Consider the following 20022-nt stretch of genomic DNA (forward strand, 5'->3'; position numbering starts at 1 on the left):
TTATTATGAGCACTTCTATCTTTAAGTTTTCAGGAAAATTATATTTAATTCCGGCCACTTTGGGAGAATCCAAAATTTCTGAAGTTCTTCCAGATTCTATTGGGGCTATAATCGGAAAAATAGATCACTATATTGTAGAGAACGAAAAGACGGCAAGAAGATCAATAAAACAAGTATTTCCAGAAAAACCCCAATCCTCATTAAAGCTAAATACTTTAAATAAGCATACGGATGTGTCTATATTATCTACTTTTTTAGATCCCTGTAAAGAGGGAATAGATGTTGGCTTACTTAGTGAAGCTGGCTGTCCAGGAGTTGCAGATCCAGGTGCCGAGATAGTAAAATTAGCACATGAAATGGGAATTCAGGTAATTCCTCTGGTTGGCCCCTCCTCTATCCTTTTAGCTATGATGGGTAGTGGAATGAATGGTCAAAGTTTTACTTTTAATGGGTATCTACCTATAGATAAGAAAGAGCGAAAACAAGAACTAAAAATATTGGAGAGAATCTCTTCAGAAAGAAATCAAGCGCAGCTGTTTATTGAAACTCCTTATAGAAATAATCAATTATTTGAGGATTTAATACAAATATTGAATCCTGCTACCAAACTTTGTATTGCTTGTGATTTGACGCTTTCATCAGAATATATCATAACGAAGTCTATTCTAGACTGGTCTAAAACAAAAGTAGACCTTCATAAAAGGCCTACTATGTTTATAATTCAGAAAGATGTTTAAGAAACAGCTATAATTGCTTTCGCTTTTCTTTCTGGCTGAACGAAAGAAGTATCGTATCCTGAAAACTTCTTCATATAATAACCAAGTGTAGTTCCAAATGCATCGCTAAATGCTGTTGCTCCCCAACTTCTAAGATATTTTTTCACACTTCCAGGACCTGCCAGATGCGCGGCAGCTAAAATTCCAGATTCTGTAATAAGAATCCCATTTATTCTTTTTCCTACAAATCTTTTAATATCCCGTTTTAGTATCCATTTATTTCTGGAAGCATTTGCATAAAAAGCAGCCTCTTGTAATTCTGGTGAATCTAAGAACAATTGAGTGTCATACACTCCAATTAATCTTAAGGTTCCTTTTCCAAATTGATATTTCCCCATGTAACCGTATTGATTAATGGTTTTATAGTTACCTCGAGATTCTTTAAAACCCAAAGCTTCTTTAAAACCAACATAAGATTTCCCCAATTGAGGCGTTACCTTAACAACCTCTAAGGTTTCTTCGGGCATTTCCTCTGTGTTGGGAACTGTGTATTCTAATGGTGCAAGGGAAGAGGTGACATATATATCTAAATTTGCAGCTTCCTTGGTAGAAAAACTAAAAAATATAGCACCTGATAAAATAGGTAGAATTGAAAATTTTGCAACTTTCTTTTTCATAATGTTTTGATTCTGAGAAGCAATTGGTGTTAAAATTAATTTTAACACCCTTCTCGATTTCGCCGTGCAAATGTACAACAAATTTTAATAATCTGACATACAGTATGTTAAACAAATTATAAGTTTATTTCAATCCTCATAAAAGTTTTAACCTATTGATTTTAAACAAGTTAATCGCTTTCAGTAATTATCATCTTTATTCTCCATTTGGGAAGTATCATTTAATAAAATTATAATTGACAGGTCTCAAGGAAAATTCAATCCCATAATCTAAAATAATTATTACCTCATCGAATGATAATTTTCTGCTTTTTCTTTTTCTAAAATAGTAATGAAAAATTAAATCATTCATGATTTTTAATAATAAGGCCCAATTAGCATTACTAATATTAAAGAAATAGAAATCCTGTTTGGATCAGCATCAGAAATTGCAAATAGAAGGAAATAGCGGTTGAATTATAAATTGGATATCTATTATATACACTTACAAAATCTGTAGAATAAAAAATTTTTTAGTGCTGGTAATTTCTCAAAAATTAGAAGTTTTATTTAAGGTAATAATATCTTAACCTCTAAAAATATCTCAACAATGAATGCATTAGTATCCATATTAGCTTAACATTTCAGGCAGAGTATTGATAATCGAAATAAAATTAAAAAAATAATTCTCTATAAGCCTGATTAAGCAGCAGCATAAATAAATTAATAGGATGTGCGAAGTAGTGATGGAATTCAAATTCGTGAAGCTTCGTAATTCTTATTACCTCCTAACTCCCTGTTTATTTATCCATCTCACATAAGCTTGCTTGTTTCTATTGTGCTGAGCTAAATTTTCTGCAAATTTATGATACCCAAAATTCTCTACATCGGCCACGAAATAAAAATACTCATGTTTCCCATAGTTTAAAACTGCATCTATAGAAGAAATATCAGGCATAGCAATAGGACCTGGAGGTAGTGCGATATTCATATAAGTGTTATAAGGAGACTCCAACTTAAGATCTTTATAAAGCACTCTTTTAATAATAGTATCAAAATTCCCTGATTTTTCTTTTATCGAATAAATTACAGTTGGATCTGCTTCCAATTTCCAACCGTTATTAAATCTATTCATATAAACACCAGCAACTTTTGGCCTCTCATCTACCTTTGCAGTTTCTTTTTGAACGATTGAAGCCACTACTGTAACTTGATTTGGCGATAAACCAATCTGCTTTGCTTTATCCAATCTATCCTGATTCCAAAACCTTTTATGCTCTGTAAGCATTCGCTCTCTAAAACCCTCTGCAGAAGTATTCCAAAAGAATTCATATTTATTAGGAATATATAAACCTAAGGCCTCTTCTTTATTCAAATTATTAGCATTTAAAAAAGACTCATCTTGCATGGTTTCCAATAATGAAATGCTGTCCGCTTCAATTTGAACTGAAATTCTTCCAGCGAGCTCCTCTAGTCTTTCTTGATTATTAAACACAACAGAAACTGGTGTGTTCTGACTTCTAAGAACATTAACCAGATCGTTGTTATTCATTCCCTTTTTCAGAATATATTTCCCTGCTTTTACGTTTGAAGCATAACCCTTCTTTTGAGCTACAACATCAAATGATGATAGATCCTTAAGCAAGGGTCTTAAACTATCTATCGCACTTTGATAGGTTGCGCCAGATGGAATATACACTATTGAAGTATTACCTTCGAATTTAGTATTCGGAGAGAAAATTGAATTATAAACAGAGTAACTGAATATACCTAATGCTATAAGCCCGAGAAGAGCGATAATCCAAAGAATTTTTTTAATATACATTGTTTATTAATTGGTAGAGTATTTCGTCTTTAAATTTTCCATTTACTAAAACCCAGTCTTTCTTAATGCCAATAGATTTAAAATCACATTTTTCAAATAATTTGACACTGGCTAAATTATCTGTAGTAACATTTGCATACACCTGATGTAATCCTAAATGAGTAAAACAATAGTTACTAATCAATTTTAAAACTTCCCCGCCAAAGCCCTTACCGCGGTTTTCATCATTTATTATAAGAATCCCCAAAGCAGCTCTTCTGTCTTTAGGCTCCAGATCAAAAATATCTATTAATCCAATTGATGTGTTATCATTACTACAGATCATTAATCTAAGCTGTTTTACATCAAAAATATCACGGTGAGAATTTTGAAGATATTTTTTGATTAAAAATCGAGAATAAGGTACTCGTGTGGAACTTATCTCCCAAAAATCTTCAGAGTTTTCAACCTCCAGAATAAAATCTAGATCTTCGGGCTCCAGCGCCCTTAAATATATCTTATCTCCTTTTAAAGTTAACATTCAAATTCTCCTTTAAAGACTTTTGCAGTTGGGCCGGTAAGCCAGATATTGTGATAAGCTCCGTTTTCATTTTCAAAAGAAACTTGTAACTTGCCTCCTGGGGTTTCCAGATGTATTAAACTCGCATCTGTTTTACCTATTGCATTAACAGCAAGCGCCACCGCAGTAACACCAGTCCCACAAGAATAGGTTTCATCCTCTACTCCTCTTTCATATGTCCTTACCAAAAAAGTGTCTTTATCTGTTTGCTGAACAAAGTTCACATTGGTTCCCCCACAAGATTCATATTTTTCTGAGTATCTAATAGCTGCTCCATCTCGTTTCACATTGATATCTCCCACTTCATCTGAAAATAGAATATGGTGTGGAGATCCGGTATCTAAGAACAATTCATCTTCATTTATTCCCTTTGCTAAAACATCTTGCATCTTCAAACTCACAATATCTCCATCTATCGTTGCTTCATGATGGCCATCTATTGCATTGAAACTTGCTTTTTTATCGATGATTCCAAGGAGATTTGCAAATGCCACCAAACATCTGCCACCATTACCGCACATACTGCTTTGATTACCATCAGAATTATAATACACCATCTTAAAGTCTTCAGAAGCAATTTCAGAATTTTCTAAGAGGATCAAACCATCAGCACCAATTCCGAATCTACGATGACACAGTTCATGCACAAGATTGGTATTATTTTTGGAGAATACATCATTACGATTATCAACCATTATAAAGTCGTTACCTGTACCGTGGAATTTGTAAAAAGGAATATTCATGAATGCAGATTTGAATAAAACAAATATACAACAATCACTTAAAAACAATCGTTGTATATCAAGGCTTTTAGACCTTTCTAATATTTGATGGCAGATTGATTAGTTTTTTTATAGAATTAAAATTATAAAGTAAAAAATGAAACAATTTATTAAATTACTTAGTGTTTCCGTTTTGGGTGGAGTTTTAACTCTAGGCTCTTATAAACTAATAATACATGAAGATGAATCTTTTTATAAGCGCACTCCAGTAGAACAAGAAATATCTTCGTTTATTCCAGTTTCCAGTTCTAAAAACATCTACGGAACAAATGCAGACTTTACTGAGGCTGCAGAAAAAACAGTTCATTCAGTAGTGCATGTTAAAAATGTTGCCGTTTTCGACAAGCCAAATAATGTCTGGGAATATTATTCTCGAGGCGGAACTACCGGTAAAGCTCTACAAGGAGCAGGCTCTGGTGTCATAATTTCGCCAGATGGCTATATAATTACCAATAACCATGTTATAGATGGTGCTGGAGAAATTGAAGTGACTCTAAATAATAATAAAACTTATGTTGCAAAACTAATTGGAACAGATACCAAAGCAGATATCGCTCTAATTAAAATAGATGAAGAAGACCTAGAGTACATTCCTTTTGGAAATTCCAATAATGTTAAACTAGGCGAATGGGTCTTGGCAGTGGGGAATCCTTTTAACCTAACTTCTACTGTTACTGCAGGAATTGTAAGTGCAAAAGCAAGAGATTTAAATATTTATGATGGTAGCCCACAATCCTTTATTCAAACCGATGCTGCAATAAACCCGGGAAATAGTGGTGGTGCACTTGTAAATATAGATGGCGAACTAATTGGAATTAATACCGCTATCACTTCTCAAACGGGTAGTTATATTGGTTATGGTTTTGCTGTTCCTTCTAACAATGCCAGAAAAATCGTAGAGGATATTATGGAATATGGAAATGTTCAGCAAGGCATTTTGGGAATTAGTGGTATAGATGTGAATCAAAATATTTCTAAAGAATATGAACTTACAACATCACAGGGAGTTATTGTAGGTTATGTGGAATCTGGAAGTGGAGCTTCTCTGGCTGGGATTAAACAAGGAGATGTAATAAGACAAATAGATAATATTGAAATAAAAAAAATGGCCGATCTCACAGGTTATCTGGGTTCTAAAAGACCAAAAGATGTGGTGAAGGTTAAAATATTAAGAGATGGAGCAGAACGTGAGCTCACAGTAACATTAACAAAATATGAAACTTTTGCAATTGAGAAAATTGGTTTAGAAATCACCAATGCATCCAAAATGGATCTTAAAGAATATAAAACCACCAATGGGGTGAAAATATCTAGGGCGTTAAAGGGAGACAAACAATCTCAAGCCTTAATTGGAATTATCATTACCAAAATTAATGATCAAAAAGTTAATGATGTAGATGAAGTTAAGCGAGTTTTAAACTCAAAGAACCCATCTGAGCCTATTAGTGTCACTTTTGTTAATAAAGATGGGAAGGAATTAACCTATATCTGGAGGTAAATTTATTCTACACGAAACAATAACCTACTGTAATAATTATAGTAGGTTATTTTTTATATAAATATTTCACGAAAACGTTTGAAATATATACTTTTGCAGCGTTTTAAAACAAAATATAACTCAAATAAAAAATGGGATTTAACGAAGTTTACGAAAAAGAACTTGCTTTTCAAGCAGACCGCAGACGTGCCTCTGTGGAGTTTATTAAAATAATAAGCGATCTATGGTATGACAAATCTATAGAATTGGTTTTATTCAGAAATCAACTTATCAATAGAAATGTAAGTGACATTCTTAACCTACATGAATATGCAGGTGCATTTGTAGAAAAGCCCATCTCAATTTTTGATTCTGTTGAAATAGCACAGGCAATAAAAGATCTGGATCTTCCTCCAGCAAAATTAGACATTGGTAAACTTACTTATGAGTATCACTTAGAAGATGTAGATTATAATAATGCAAAGTCTTTTATTTCATCTAAATTAAAAGACGCTAAAGATTACCAAGATATCACTCCAAAAGACGTAGTTCTATACGGATTTGGAAGGATTGGTAGGTTAGTCGCCAGAGAATTAATGACCAGAACTGGAGTTGGTAGCCAACTTAGGCTTAGAGCTATTGTTACTCGTGGTAAAGTAAATGCTACTATATTAGAAAAAAGAGCTTCTCTTTTAAGAAATGATTCTATTCATGGAGATTTTTCAGGAACTGTTTCCGTAGATGAGGAAAACTCCGCTTTAGTAATTAATGGAACTACGGTTCATATTATTTCAGCAAATAATCCAGAAGAAATAGATTATACGGTATACGGGATTGACGATGCACTTATTATAGACAATACCGGTGCATTTAGAGATCAGGATGATTTAGCAAGACATTTAACCTCTAATGGAGCTAGTAAAGTTTTAATTACGGCACCTGCAAAAGGAGTTCCAAATATTGTTCATGGGGTTAATCACACAGAACATAATCCAGATGAGATCTCTATATTCTCTGCAGCATCTTGTACTACCAATGCTATAACCCCAGTTTTAAAGGCCATTCAAGATTCTTTAGGTGTTGTGCATGGTCATTTAGAAACGATTCACGCATATACTAATGACCAGAATTTGGTAGATAATATGCATAGTAAATACAGAAGAGGTCGTGCTGCTGGTTTAAATATGGTAATTACTGAAACTGGAGCCGGGCAAGCCGTAGCAAAAGCTTTACCTATATTTGATGGAAAATTAACTTCAAATGCAATTAGAGTACCTATTCCTAATGGATCTTTAGCAATATTGAATTTGGAAGTAGAAGCTGCAACCTCTCTAGAGGGCGTAAATACCATTCTAAAAAAATATGCTCTAGAAGGTGAATTAGTAGAGCAAATAAAATATTCTATAGATAATGAGTTGGTATCTTCAGACATCGTTGGTTCTTCTGCTCCTTCAATTTATGATAGTAAAGCAACCATAGTAACTGAAGATGGAAAGAATATTGTACTATATATTTGGTATGATAATGAATATGGATATAGCCATCAAGTAATTAGATTGGCAAAATACATTGCTAAAGTTAGACGATTTACTTATTACTAGCATTCTTATAATTCTCAGAATATCAGTATATTTAAAAAAGGTTCAGAAATTTCTGAACCTTTTTTTTTATTTCTGATCTATTTTTATAATACTTTAATATCCTCATTCAGCTCAATAAACTACTTGACTTATTAAGGCTAATTATTTTAAGTAATTTGCATATTCAACGATGACAAGATGACTTCAGAAAAAAAGAAAAAAAGGAAAGCTTACAAAAAGAAGCGTTATACCGCTCCACTAATTATTTTGGTTTTGTTAATTGCGGCAAGAATTTATTTACCCTATTGGTTAAAAGACCATGTAAATGAAGCCTTAGCTGAAATTCCCGGGTATTACGGGCAGGTAGAAGATATCGATGTTTCATTATATAGAGGAGCCTACGAAATAAAAGGCATGTATTTAAATAGGGTAAATGCAGATACCCAAGTACCATTTCTTAATTTCCCATCTAATGATATCTCCATAGAATGGAAATCTCTTTTTAAAGGAAAGATAGTAAGTGAAATAATAATGTATAAACCAGAAATCATCTATATTTTTGAAGACCAAAATGAAGAAATTCCCGAAGAAGAAGGTGGCTCTGCAAATATAGATGACTGGACAAAGGTATTAACAGATCTTGTTCCGATAGATATTAACCATTTTGAGGCACACAACGCCAAAGTAGCTTTTGTAGAATTGCAAAAAGAACCCAATGTAGATCTCTATATAAATAATGTAGAGTTGGTTGCCGATAATTTAAGGAATGTTGTAGGTGCTAACAGAACCCTCCCCTCCCCTGTTACTGCCACTGGAATCACCATTGGTCAAGGGAGCATGAAACTTGATGGTAAAATGAATCTTGTAAAAGAGATCCCAGATATGGATTTAAGCCTATCTATTGAAGGCGGAGATGTTACGGCACTTAATAATTTCACTAGACCCTATGCGGGAATAGATTTTGAAAGTGGAACGTTTGGACTTTATAGTGAAGTTGCAATTGCTGATGGTTATATGAAAGGTTATTTAAAACCTTTACTTACAGACACAAAACTAATTGGAAAAGAAGATGGTGTATTAGGAGTATTATGGGAAGGATTTGTTGGCTTTTTTAAATTTATTCTAAAAAATCAAAGCACAGATACCTTGGCAACAAAGGTTCCGCTGGAAGGAGACCTTAATAATGTAGAGGCTGGAGTATGGCCAACAGTATTCAATATTTTTGAGAATGCATGGATCAAGGCTTTTTCTGGTGAGGTAGATGATGATATTGAATTTAAAGATGCTTTTAAAGAAAAAGAACTATCTAGAGAAGAAAAAAAGGAATTAAGACAAGAAAAAAGGGAAGAAAGGAAAAATGATGATAATTAAAATGATATAATAGCTAAGATAAATTACCTTGAAATAAGATTATATAACTAGAATTCTAAATAAATTTAAATTTTGATAAAGTTCAAGGAAATTTATTCTTTTATTAAGAGTCATTTGGTTGAAATGAAACTGACTTAATTTATATTAATTAATAATTTTAACAATAACTATTTTTTGAGAACGTTGTTAGGAGTACCAAACAAAAAACAATAAAATGAATAAACTATTATTATTAGGATTAGCGATCCTCTTTCTCACATTTTCGGCAACTGCTCAGGATAGTGAAGAAAGCGAAAATCCTGTGGAAGATGAATTTACAAGAATTATTGAAGGATCTAATGATTATCAAGGTTACAAGGTTGTAGACTACAACGATCTAGTGAAACTTAAACAGAATACTGCAAATTTTATTTCCAATATAAATAATGAAATTGTAACTCAAAAGAATACTATAGATCAACAGCAAAAGGAGGTAATTCAGTTAAAGAAAAATTTGGAAAGCACTCAGGACAATTTAAAAGCAGTGACTGCAGAAAAAGACGCTATCACGTTTTTAGGAATGCCTTTTAGCAAAGGAACTTACATGGCATTAATGTGGGGAATTGTAGCGATCTTAATCCTATTCTTACTTTTCTTTATTTTTCAGTTCAAAAAAGGTCATGTGCAAACCTCTGAGGCTAGAAATAATTTGATAGAGACTGAGAAAGAATTTGAAGCTTTTAAAGCAAAGTCTCTTGTGAAGGAGCAAAGGCTTGGTAGATTATTGCAAGACGAAAGAAATAAAGCTAGTGATAAATAAATAAGATTTCTTCAGAAGCTTTAGCTTATACATATTTCGCATCTTTGCATTTTTAAAATTAACTAGCATGCGCATAGATATTATAACAGTTGTTCCCGATATTCTTACAAGTCCGTTTGAGGTTTCCATTTTAAAGCGAGCTATAGAAAAAGGCCTTGTAGAGATACACTTACACAATCTTAGGGACTATGTAACTGATAATTATAAACAGATAGATGACTATCAATTTGGCGGCGGCGCAGGAATGGTAATGATGATTGAACCAATAGATAAATGTATTACAAATTTAAAATCTCAAAGAGATTATGATGAAGTGATATATATGACGCCAGATGGTGATAAATTTGACCAAAGAACGGCAAATGCTCTTTCCTTAAAAGGTAATATTATTATACTATGTGGACATTATAAAGGTGTAGATCAAAGAGTACGAGATCACTTTGTAACGAAAGAGATCTCTATTGGAGATTATGTATTATCTGGTGGCGAATTAGCAGCTGCCGTGGTTTGTGATTCTATTATTAGACTAATTCCTGGAGTTTTAGGTAATGAAACTTCAGCATTAACAGATTCTTTTCAAGATGATTTGCTGGCACCACCAGTCTACACGAGGCCTGCAGATTACAAAGGTTGGAAGGTACCAGAAATATTAACCTCTGGAAATTTCCCAAAAATAGAATCATGGCGAGAAGATCAGTCCTATGAAAGAACTAAGAAATTACGTCCTGATTTATTAGGAGAGGAATAATTCAAAATTCTGCTTGTTTATAGTTTTAAATTTTCTAATTTTGCACTCGTTTCTATATTAACCTCTGGCGAGATCCGTGAATGTTGATTTAGACTTTATTAAAAATATTAATTATGGAATCCCTAATTAAATTCGTTCAAGACGAATTCGTTACTAAAAAAGATTTTCCTGAATATTCTGCAGGTGATACAATCACTGTCTACTATGAAATTAAGGAAGGGGCTAAAACTCGTACCCAGTTTTTTAGAGGTGTAGTTATTCAAGTTAAAGGAAGTGGTTCTTCCAAAACTTTTACCATTAGAAAAATAAGTGGTACAGTTGGAGTAGAACGTATATTCCCAGTTAACTTACCTGCATTGCAGAAAATTGAAGTTAATAAGCGTGGTGCCGTTAGAAGAGCTCGTATTTATTACTTTAGAGGTCTTACAGGTAAAAAAGCCCGTATCAAAGAACAGAGAAGAAGATAATTATTTTTCTCTTGAGAAAATAAAAAGCCCCTTAATTGGGGCTTTTTTTATGCTAAACAATTTACTACCCCTAGGATCGCCTCATTAGCAAAAGTTTTATTTTTAAAACGTGTTCCTCTAAAACACCTTGAGCCGGATTTGCCACAAAGATTATTTACTTTGCCTTCCGTATTACTTACCCACCCATATCCAGTTGACTTCCAAATCACCTCTTTTCTAATTTTTATTCTATTTCACTAACCTTATACATTGAATAATTCTATAATTTTCTAAAAATTTTAAGTATTATAAAGGCAATATTATCCTCTATTAATAAAAACAAACATAATTGGCTATATAATCAAAAATAGAATAATATTATACCTATAAAAACTAATCTTAACCCTTATAACATATAGGATTAACTCATATCATTATTTAACAATTGTTGAGTGTTAAATAATAATAGGACTCATAATTTTATATTAAATTCAGCGACATTAACCGTTAAAAAAAAATAAAAATGAAGAAATTGAAAAAATTGGCGTTGTCTCTTTGCGCGATGGGAGTTTTATTTACCTCCTGTGAAAAGGATGAAGCTACAGAGAACGCTACAGATGTAGTAAATACAGACCTTCAAGAGCCTGTATTTAAAAATTATATGGTAATTACCAAAAGCACTGAATTAACCAAAAGTGCAGAAGAATTTCTAAAAGCCTCTGGAGGAAATATAGTAAAAACTATTCCTGAAATAGGAATTGCAATTGTACAATCTGATGACTTGGACTTTATGCAAAAGACTTTGAAGAGTAAAGAAATTCAATCTGTTGTTCCAGATTATGAAATTCAATGGATACCATCTACAGAAAATGAGCTTACGAGCATGAATGCTTCAACAGAAGCTTTAAGTCCAAGTGCAGGTGATACTGAACCTGCATATATTCGTTTATGGGGTATGGATGCAATAGATGCTCCAGAGGCATGGAATGCGGGATTCACCGGTAAGGGAGCAAGTGTATTTGTTCTTGACTCAGGTATAGACAGGGATAATGTTGAATTTGCACAAACTCTCAACAAAGATCTTTCCGCTTCCTTTGTAGCAGGTGAAACCTATTATACAAGACCAGGAAGATTTACTAATCATGGAACTCACGTTGCTGGAACTATAAATGCAAATAAGAATAATTTTGGAGTAATAGGAGTTGCTTATGAAGCAGAACTTGTTGCTGTAAAAGTTTTATCTGAATTTACTGGTAGTGGTGCATTTAGTTCTATAAACGCGGGTATAGTTTATGCAGGTAATAACAATGCCGATGTTGTTAATATGAGCTTAGGTGCTACGTTTAACAAAAACGGTAAGCTGACAGATGCTGATGGCGTGGAATTTAAAATTCCTGCAAAATTTATTCAGGAGATTATCCTTGCGCAACAAAGAGCAATAGATTATGCTTTCAACAAAGGGGTAACCATCATTGTTTCTGCTGGAAACGATGGGGTAAATTATGATGGTAATGGATCGGAAACTAAGTTGCCAGGTAGCATGAACAACGTTATTACAATTTCCGCTACTGCTCCAGAAGGATGGCATCCATTTTTAAATCCAGATACAAATTTAGATATTCCTGCTAGTTATACTACTTATGGTAGATCATTAATTGACCTTGCAGCACCAGGTGGTGATGGAGATGTATCTCAATTGGATATGATATTTAGTGTTGCAAGTGGTGTGGACGCTTTTAATTACAATGCTGGTACCAGTATGGCTTCTCCACACGCAGCGGGAGTTGCTGCACTGATAATAGCTAAAAACGGTGGACAAATGAGTCCTCATGAAGTTGCAAAACAAATGATTAATTCAGCAGATAAAGTAGATGGAAACGGTCAAAGTCTTTTCTTTGGAAAAGGTCGTGTAAATGCATTTAGAGCAGTGACAGAATAATCAATAATATTTTAATTTAAAAAGCCCTTTAATTGGGGCTTTTTTTATGGAAAAATTCTAGCTATTTATAAATAAGTCAATAAATTTATTTACAAATGTTAATAAGTTTAACTCACAAACTGTTGATAACTAAATAGTTAAAAATATTTAATTCCTCGAAATTTGATTGTAAATTTATATGTGCTTTTAATTTAAAGGAATGACAAAAGGATTTCTTTTTTAATTAAAGTGATGTAAAGATTTCTTTACATAGGTTCTAATCTTCTATATAACGCATATTTTGCTAAGCAAAAGTAGTTTGAAAGATTTGACCGGTTTTGATATAATTTAAGCGCGTTTGTGAGTAAATTATGTCGTTTTGCAGTAGCGCACGAAATAAGTTCTATTAATTAACTTATAAATGATCTTAAATGATCTAGCGGTAAAGCGTTATTACATTAGAAGCCATTTCAATATACAAAGTATATTGAAATGGCTTTTTTAATACTAAATTTTCCCTAAAACCTTTATTTTAGCGCAATCTCACCTATGATAAAAATTCTAAAATACGTATCTTCGCGAGACTTAGGATTTTACATCCTATTTTTTTCGAAATCCATAAATAATTAATAGACCTATTAAGTTATCAGAAATTTATTTTATAACTGAACTCGGTTTATTCTTAAATAAATACTTAAATGAATCAGAGATCAAAAATAATTTACACTAAAACAGATGAAGCTCCAATGTTGGCAACCTTCTCTTTTTTGCCTATAATCAGAACTTTTACTAATTCGTCTAATATTGAGATTGAAGCAAAAGATATTTCTTTAGCTGCTCGAATACTTTCTGCATTTTCAGATCATTTACCTGAAGACCAAAGAGTGCCTGATGCTTTAAAAGAATTAGGAGATTTAGTTACAAAACCTGAAGCTAACATTATAAAGCTTCCAAATATAAGTGCATCAGAACCTCAATTAGAGGCTGCCATAAAAGAACTTCAGGAAAAAGGATTTGATTTACCTAATTATCCTGGTGAACCAAAAAATGAAGAAGAAAAGAATATTAAACAAAAATACAATAAGGTTAAAGGTAGTGCTGTAAATCCAGTTCTTAGAGAAGGTAATTCAGACAGAAGAGCACCGAAAGCTGTGAAGAATTATGCAAAAGAAAATCCACACTCTATGGGTAAATGGGATTCTAACTCTAAAACCCATGTTGCGACTATGGATTCTGGGGATTTCTTTCATAATGAAAAGTCTTTAACTCTAAATCATTCCGATGTTTTATCTATAGAATTAGAAGATGCTAATGGAAAAACTAGCATTTTAAAAGATAATTTAGAAGTACTGGACGGAGAAATTATCGATGCTACCGTAATGAGCAAATCTGCACTCATATCATTTTTGAATGATCAAATTGTAGATGCTAAAGAAAAAGACGTACTGTTTTCATTACATATGAAAGCAACTATGATGAAGGTTTCAGATCCTATAATCTTTGGTCATGCTGTACGCACCTTTTTTAAAGATCTTTTTGAAAAACATAACAACACCTTTAATAAAATTGGTGTGAATGTTAATAGTGGTTTAGGAGATTTATTAAATGCACTTTCAGAATTACCAGAAAGTAAGAAAAAAGAAATAGAAGCTGATCTAAGTGAAGGTTATAAAAATGGACCTTCTCTAGCCATGGTAAATTCAGATAAAGGTATTACTAATCTACATGTTCCTAGTGACGTAATTATTGATGCTTCTATGCCTGCAATGATAAGGACATCAGGAAAAATGTGGAACACAAAAGGTGCTCTTCAAGATACAAAAGCTGTTATACCAGATAGTAGTTATGCTGGAATCTACCAAGCTACTATAGATTTTTGCAAAGAAAATGGTGCTTTTGACCCTACAAAAATGGGAACTGTTCCCAATGTTGGATTAATGGCACAAAAGGCAGAAGAATATGGTTCTCATGACAAAACTTTCGAAATTGCATCAAGTGGATTGGTAAAAGTGAAGAATTCCAAAGGAGAAGTAATTATTGAGCATGCTGTAGAAGAAGGAGATATTTGGAGAATGTGTCAGGTAAAAGATGCACCTATTCAAGATTGGGTAAAATTAGCTGTATCTAGGGCTAAAGCCTCTGGAGTGCCAGCTATATTTTGGTTAGATGAAAATAGAAGCCATGATGCTGAAGTAATTAAAAAGGTAGATAAATATTTAGCTGAAGCAAATACAGAAGGCCTTGATATTCAAATAATGCCTCCATTCGAAGCTACCAATTACACCCTAAAACGAGTAAAAGCAGGACAAGACACAATTTCTGTAAGCGGAAATGTTCTTAGAGATTATTTAACAGATCTTTTCCCTATTTTAGAGTTAGGTACCAGTGCCAAGATGTTATCCATAGTTCCTTTAATGAATGGTGGGGGTTTATTTGAAACTGGCGCAGGTGGATCTGCTCCAAAACACATTCAACAATTCTTAGAGGAAGGACATTTAAGATGGGATTCTCTAGGAGAGTTTTTAGCGCTTGCAGTATCATTAGAACATTTAGGTGAAAAATTCGATAATAGAAAAGCATTAATACTTTCGGAAACATTAGATGAGGCGACAGAAGAATTTTTACGAAATGACAAATCTCCATCTAGAAAGGTCAATGAATTAGATAACAGAGGTAGTCATTTTTATTTAGCTCTATACTGGGCTCAAGGGCTGGCTAGACAAGACAAAGATCAATCTTTAAAAGATGAATTCTCCAAAATAGCAATGCAATTAGCAGAAAATGAAACTAAAATTCTAAAAGATTTAATTGATGCTCAAGGCAAAAAAGTAGATATCAATGGGTACTATTATCCTAGTGATGATCTAACTAGTAATGCAATGAGACCAAGTTTAACTTTAAATGAAATATTGGGAAAATAAAATCCCCTGAATTAATATTTGAAAAGCCCCAATGAAATTCATTGGGGCTTTTTTTATTAATAAAAATATTGAATAAACGTTTTAGAATTGTTTCATAAGAACTTTATAGTTTTTATGTGTATTAAACAACATATCCTATATTTACTTCAAAAAACAGTTTGAATAAATTTACCTCGATCTTATTCCTTTTCTTTTTTAGCCTCCTTCAAGCCCAAGAAACATACACTATTAATGGTGTAATAAAAGACGAATCTAGTAATGAAACCCTATACGGTGTTAATATTTTAGTTACCGATTTAAACTCTGGTGTTGTTAGTAACGAATATGGTTTTTATTCTTTAAAACTTCCAAAAGGTTCACACAATTTAATAATCTCATATATAGGATATCAAGAGCAATCTATTACAATAGTCATTGATCGAAATAGTACTTTTAATTTTTCATTAATAGAATCTTCAGAAAATTTAGAGGAGATAGTTATTACTAGCAATTCCCAGAGATCAAATATTCGAGGACCAGAAATGAGTGTTAACAGATTAGATATAAACACCATACAAAAACTACCAGTTGTTTTTGGTGAGGCAGATGTAGTGAAATCTTTATTACTATTACCTGGTGTTTCAAATGCAGGAGAAGGTTCATCGGGCTTTAATGTAAGAGGTGGTGCTGTAGATCAAAATCTTATTCTATTGGATGAGGCTACAATTTATAATTCATCACATCTATTCGGACTATTTTCGGTTTTTAATCCAGATGCAATTAAAAATTTAAAACTTTATAAAGGAGGAATTCCAGCAAAATATGGTGGTAGAGTTTCATCAGTTTTAGAGATTTTCCAAAAAGATGGTAATAGTAAGGAATTTAAAGCGAATGGCGGAATTGGGATAATCTCCAGTAGGATTCTAGCCGAAGGGCCAATTGTTCAAGATAAAGGTTCGTTTTTAATTGGAGGAAGAAGTTCCTATGCTCACTTATTTCTAAAATTAACTGAGAACGATAACACTGCATATTTTTACGACCTAAATACCAAGTTGAGTTATAGATTAGATAATAGTAATACCCTCCTATTTTCCGGGTATTTTGGAAGAGATGTGTTCAACATTAGTGATAGCTTCAAAAACACTTATGGAAATGCGGTCTTTAATCTAAGATGGAATCATGTGCTTACAGATAATATTTTCACTAATTTATCAGTCATTTATAGTGATTATTATTATGGTCTTACCCTAGATTTTGTTGAGTTTAATTGGAACAGCGGAATTAAAAACCTCAATTTAAAGTACGATTTTAGTCAGTATGTTAGTGATAATCTTAGCCTTGAATACGGAATTCAAAACACATATTATGAATTTAATCCTGGAGAGATAGAGCCAAGTACTCCAACATCAGGAATTATCGATTATAAATTAACTAAAAAGTATGCCTTTGAAACTGCCGTATATTTATCTGCAGAACAGCAATTAAGCGATAACCTAACTGCAGAATACGGTTTGAGATTTAGCAATTTTTTTAGATTAGGACAAGATGAACTTAATATATACAATAATGATCAGGCAGTAATTTTCAACAATGATTTTAAAATATATGAAGGGGCGTTACCAATTGATTCTAAATTTTTAAAGAAATCTAAAGTCGAAAAATATTTCCAAGCACTAGAACCAAGATTAGCCTTAGCTTTTAGTCTTAGCAACAATCAATCTATAAAAATTAGTTATAATAGAATGACTCAATATTTACATCTCATTACCAATACCAGCTCACCCACTCCATTAGATATTTGGGCTCCAAGTGGGAAATATATAGACCCGCAAATACTCGATCAAGTTGCGCTAGGCTATTTCCGAAACCTTAAAGAAGATGTATACTCTCTGGAAATAGAAGGTTTTTATAAGAAGATAAAAAACAGAATTAATTATATAGACGGTGCCAATCTTATTGCTAATAATGCAATTGAACAAGTTATACTGCCTGGAAAAGCGAGAGCTTATGGATTAGAATTATTATTAAAAAAAAATAAAGGAGCTTTCACTGGATGGTTTGCCTACACCCTATCAAAATCAGAACAGAAAACACCTAGTAGAACAGCATTAGAAACAGGAATTAATAATGGTACTTGGTATAATACTGCTTATGACAAAACCCATGATATCTCCATAACTGCAAGTTATGAACTAAGTGAAAAATGGCAAGTTAATAGTACCTTCAATTACCAAACTGGGTTACCTACTACATATCCCAACGCACAATATAACTTTGAGAGCTTAGTGATCCCAGTTTATTCTGCAAGAAATAGTGAACGTTTACCTGCGTATCATAGACTGGATATTTCAGCTACTTACACTCCAGCTAAAAACAAAAATAGAGATTTTAAATCTTCATGGAACTTTGGGATCTACAATTTATACGGAAGGAGAAATGCAGTATCACTAAGCTTTAGAAATAATGAGGATTCCAATATGAATGAAGCAGTGAGACTATCCATTTTTGGTATAATACCATCTGTAACCTATAATTTCAAGTTTTAGATAATGAAAATAGCCTTTAGAGTATTCGCCTTCTTATTATTAATGATAAGCTTGTCATGTGAGGATGTGGTTCAAATCGATTTACAAGAATCAACACCACGATTGGTAGTTGAAGCTTCAATTATATGGAAGAAAGGCACCAATGGAAATTATCAAATTATTAAATTAACTACAACTAAGCCATATTTTGAAACAGATTATTCCCCAGCGACAGGTGCTATAGTTGAAATTAAAACTCCAAGTGGTGAAACATTTAATTTTATAGAAGAATATGCTGGTATCTATACCAATACAAATTTTGTCCCTAACCTAAATGCAGAATACCAGCTAACAATTCTATTTAATGAAGAAATATATACTGCCTCAGAAAGTATGATTCCCGTAGTTAATTTAGAAGAAGTAGAACAGACATTTAATGGAGGTTTTAGTGGAGACGAAATTGAGCTAAGAGCTTATTTTTCAGACCCTGCTGAGATTCCTAACTATTATCTATTTAAATTCTTATTACAAGAAGATATCACACTTCAAATTTATGAGGATGAGTTTACAAATGGCAATAGAACCTTCGCATACTTTTCGGATGAAAACCTAGAAGTTGGGGATATGGTATCTTTCGAAATACAGGGAATATCAGAAAGATTTTATGAATACCTTTATATCTTAAGCTCTCAGGCTGGAGAAAGTAATGGAGGTCCCTTCCAAACTCAACCAACAATTGTAAGAGGTAATATAATTAATGAGAGTAATCCTGATAATTTTGCATTTGGTTATTTTAGACTATCAGAAACTAACAATCTGGACTATAGAATACAATAATTACTGCATAAATCAATTAATGCACCATGAAACACACTAACAAAAAACAGCTTGGCAAAGGAATTAAATACTTAGCCGGAGCTTTGCCCTTAACCCTCTTAGGCCCTGTCGTTCTCTATTCTGCATTTCATAATAAAGAACATCCATATTATATCTTCGTTCTAATATTTGGGCTAATGGCCTTTATTGGAGCAATTATATTGATGTTTCTTGGAATTCGAACAATTATGAAAGCCTTATTTGATTGAGAATAACTATAAGATCAAAACAACAGAATCCAAATTTTGGTCGTCAAGTACTAATTTAAAGCTAGATTAAGTTATCATAATTATAATAGTTATGCGTCCCACTCCGGCTTCGCCTTGTGCCGGGCTTTCCGCGCTACGCGGTAGCTCGCCTCAATCCCTGGCCGATTTCTCATAAACATCAAACTTCTTTTAGCTTAGGAGTAATTCTCTTAGGATCTCTACGCAAAGTATTATCTATTATTACCCCAAAATATCCAAACCAAAAAAACCCCTCCATTATAGATGAAGGGGTTTAATTAGAACTTAATGTAAACAAAAAAAGCACCTATCTATTGATAAGTGCTTTTCAAAAAAAAAGGCGACGACATACTCTCCCACAATACAGCAGTACCATCTGCGCTAACGGGCTTAACTTCTCTGTTCGGAATGGGAAGAGGTGAGCCCCGTTGCTATAGCCACCTTAAAAAATGAGTTAGAAAGTTTAAAAGTATTAAAGTTGTAAAGGTTTGTTGCCTTTTAACTTTTGTACTTGTTACTTTTTAACTGCGCCTTTGGCGCTAATAAGATTAACATATGGGAAATAAACAATAGAAGAAAATTAGATTAAATAATTAATAGCACCTTAGATAGGTTTT

16 protein-coding genes and 1 rRNA gene are annotated in these 20022 nt (G+C 32.8%); 12 read left to right on the forward strand and 5 right to left on the reverse strand.

Going from position 1 to position 20022, the window contains the following annotated elements:
• Positions 1–5: 5 nt before the first annotated feature.
• On the forward strand, positions 6–737 hold the full coding sequence (locus tag I130_RS07870; RefSeq protein ID WP_034921237.1) for an SAM-dependent methyltransferase: 732 nt from the start codon (positions 6–8) through the stop codon (positions 735–737).
• Here I130_RS07870 and I130_RS07875 read toward each other — a convergent pair.
• From I130_RS07875 to dapF, 4 genes are all read right to left on the reverse strand, one after another.
• On the reverse strand, positions 734–1393 hold the full coding sequence (locus I130_RS07875) for a hypothetical protein (RefSeq protein ID WP_034921311.1): 660 nt from the start codon (positions 1391–1393) through the stop codon (positions 734–736). The two genes, I130_RS07870 and I130_RS07875, sit on opposite strands and share 4 nt — an antisense overlap.
• A 760-nt stretch (positions 1394–2153) precedes the next feature.
• On the reverse strand, positions 2154–3197 hold the full coding sequence (mltG, locus tag I130_RS07880; RefSeq protein WP_034921241.1) for an endolytic transglycosylase MltG: 1044 nt from the start codon (positions 3195–3197) through the stop codon (positions 2154–2156).
• Positions 3187–3717 (reverse strand): GNAT family N-acetyltransferase, encoded by a 531-nt coding sequence (locus I130_RS07885; protein ID WP_034921245.1) that lies wholly within the window; start codon positions 3715–3717, stop codon positions 3187–3189. Before I130_RS07885 ends, mltG begins: the two co-directional genes overlap by 11 nt.
• Complete coding sequence (gene dapF, locus I130_RS07890) at positions 3711–4499, reverse strand: diaminopimelate epimerase (protein WP_034921248.1); 789 nt, start codon at positions 4497–4499, stop codon at positions 3711–3713. Before dapF ends, I130_RS07885 begins: the two co-directional genes overlap by 7 nt.
• Positions 4500–4635: 136 nt before the next feature.
• Between dapF and I130_RS07895 the strand changes: the two genes are divergently transcribed.
• The 11 genes from I130_RS07895 to I130_RS07945 all read left to right on the forward strand — a co-directional run bounded on the left by I130_RS07895 (position 4636) and on the right by I130_RS07945 (position 19387).
• A complete protein-coding gene (locus I130_RS07895; protein WP_034921252.1) occupies positions 4636–6036 on the forward strand; it encodes a trypsin-like peptidase domain-containing protein in 1401 nt (466 codons plus the stop codon).
• A gap of 131 nt (positions 6037–6167) precedes the next feature.
• Positions 6168–7616 (forward strand): glyceraldehyde-3-phosphate dehydrogenase, encoded by a 1449-nt coding sequence (locus I130_RS07900; protein ID WP_034921255.1) that lies wholly within the window; start codon positions 6168–6170, stop codon positions 7614–7616.
• Positions 7617–7793: 177 nt separating this feature from the next.
• Complete coding sequence (locus I130_RS07905) at positions 7794–8966, forward strand: DUF748 domain-containing protein (protein ID WP_034921259.1); 1173 nt, start codon at positions 7794–7796, stop codon at positions 8964–8966.
• 214 nt (positions 8967–9180) lie between these two features.
• Positions 9181–9765 (forward strand): hypothetical protein, encoded by a 585-nt coding sequence (locus I130_RS07910; RefSeq protein WP_034921263.1) that lies wholly within the window; start codon positions 9181–9183, stop codon positions 9763–9765.
• Between the two features lie 67 nt (positions 9766–9832).
• On the forward strand, positions 9833–10513 hold the full coding sequence (trmD, locus tag I130_RS07915; protein ID WP_034921267.1) for a tRNA (guanosine(37)-N1)-methyltransferase TrmD: 681 nt from the start codon (positions 9833–9835) through the stop codon (positions 10511–10513).
• Between the two features lie 113 nt (positions 10514–10626).
• Positions 10627–10980: a 50S ribosomal protein L19 gene (gene rplS, locus I130_RS07920; protein ID WP_034921271.1), complete on the forward strand. Its 354-nt coding sequence runs from the start codon at positions 10627–10629 to the stop codon at positions 10978–10980.
• A gap of 502 nt (positions 10981–11482) precedes the next feature.
• On the forward strand, positions 11483–12898 hold the full coding sequence (locus I130_RS07925; RefSeq protein ID WP_034921275.1) for a S8 family peptidase: 1416 nt from the start codon (positions 11483–11485) through the stop codon (positions 12896–12898).
• 677 nt (positions 12899–13575) lie between these two features.
• Entirely contained in the window at positions 13576–15798 is a 2223-nt protein-coding gene (locus I130_RS07930; RefSeq protein WP_034921280.1) for an NADP-dependent isocitrate dehydrogenase, read from the forward strand.
• A gap of 158 nt (positions 15799–15956) precedes the next feature.
• Positions 15957–18323, forward strand: a complete 2367-nt coding sequence (locus I130_RS07935; protein ID WP_034921283.1) for a TonB-dependent receptor — start codon at positions 15957–15959, stop codon at positions 18321–18323.
• A 3-nt stretch (positions 18324–18326) separates the two neighbouring features.
• Positions 18327–19139, forward strand: a complete 813-nt coding sequence (locus I130_RS07940; protein ID WP_034921286.1) for a DUF4249 family protein — start codon at positions 18327–18329, stop codon at positions 19137–19139.
• Between the two features lie 26 nt (positions 19140–19165).
• Positions 19166–19387: a DUF6095 family protein gene (locus I130_RS07945; RefSeq protein WP_034921290.1), complete on the forward strand. Its 222-nt coding sequence runs from the start codon at positions 19166–19168 to the stop codon at positions 19385–19387.
• Between the two features lie 353 nt (positions 19388–19740).
• Here the strand turns inward: I130_RS07945 and rrf are convergent.
• A 5S ribosomal RNA gene (gene rrf, locus I130_RS07950) occupies positions 19741–19850 on the reverse strand.
• Between the last annotated feature and the right edge of the window lie 172 nt (positions 19851–20022).

Source organism: Gillisia sp. CAL575 (genome assembly GCF_000403785.1).
Classification (GTDB): domain Bacteria; phylum Bacteroidota; class Bacteroidia; order Flavobacteriales; family Flavobacteriaceae; genus Gillisia.

Excerpts from the sequence above, each read along its gene's own strand:
- I130_RS07930 (WP_034921280.1), top strand. The coding sequence starts at position 13,576 with ATGAATCAGAGATCAAAAATAATTTACACTAAAACAGATGAAGCTCCA.
- rplS (WP_034921271.1), top strand. The coding sequence starts at position 10,627 with ATGGAATCCCTAATTAAATTCGTTCAAGACGAATTCGTTACTAAAAAA.
- dapF (WP_034921248.1), bottom strand. The coding sequence starts at position 4,499 with ATGAATATTCCTTTTTACAAATTCCACGGTACAGGTAACGACTTTATA.
- I130_RS07925 (WP_034921275.1), top strand. The coding sequence starts at position 11,483 with ATGAAGAAATTGAAAAAATTGGCGTTGTCTCTTTGCGCGATGGGAGTT.
- trmD (WP_034921267.1), top strand. The coding sequence starts at position 9,833 with ATGCGCATAGATATTATAACAGTTGTTCCCGATATTCTTACAAGTCCG.
- I130_RS07940 (WP_034921286.1), top strand. The coding sequence starts at position 18,327 with ATGAAAATAGCCTTTAGAGTATTCGCCTTCTTATTATTAATGATAAGC.
- I130_RS07945 (WP_034921290.1), top strand. The coding sequence starts at position 19,166 with ATGAAACACACTAACAAAAAACAGCTTGGCAAAGGAATTAAATACTTA.
- I130_RS07895 (WP_034921252.1), top strand. The coding sequence starts at position 4,636 with ATGAAACAATTTATTAAATTACTTAGTGTTTCCGTTTTGGGTGGAGTT.
- I130_RS07875 (WP_034921311.1), bottom strand. The coding sequence starts at position 1,393 with ATGAAAAAGAAAGTTGCAAAATTTTCAATTCTACCTATTTTATCAGGT.
- I130_RS07870 (WP_034921237.1), top strand. The coding sequence starts at position 6 with ATGAGCACTTCTATCTTTAAGTTTTCAGGAAAATTATATTTAATTCCG.
- mltG (WP_034921241.1), bottom strand. The coding sequence starts at position 3,197 with ATGTATATTAAAAAAATTCTTTGGATTATCGCTCTTCTCGGGCTTATA.
- I130_RS07905 (WP_034921259.1), top strand. The coding sequence starts at position 7,794 with ATGACTTCAGAAAAAAAGAAAAAAAGGAAAGCTTACAAAAAGAAGCGT.
- I130_RS07885 (WP_034921245.1), bottom strand. The coding sequence starts at position 3,717 with ATGTTAACTTTAAAAGGAGATAAGATATATTTAAGGGCGCTGGAGCCC.
- I130_RS07900 (WP_034921255.1), top strand. The coding sequence starts at position 6,168 with ATGGGATTTAACGAAGTTTACGAAAAAGAACTTGCTTTTCAAGCAGAC.
- I130_RS07910 (WP_034921263.1), top strand. The coding sequence starts at position 9,181 with ATGAATAAACTATTATTATTAGGATTAGCGATCCTCTTTCTCACATTT.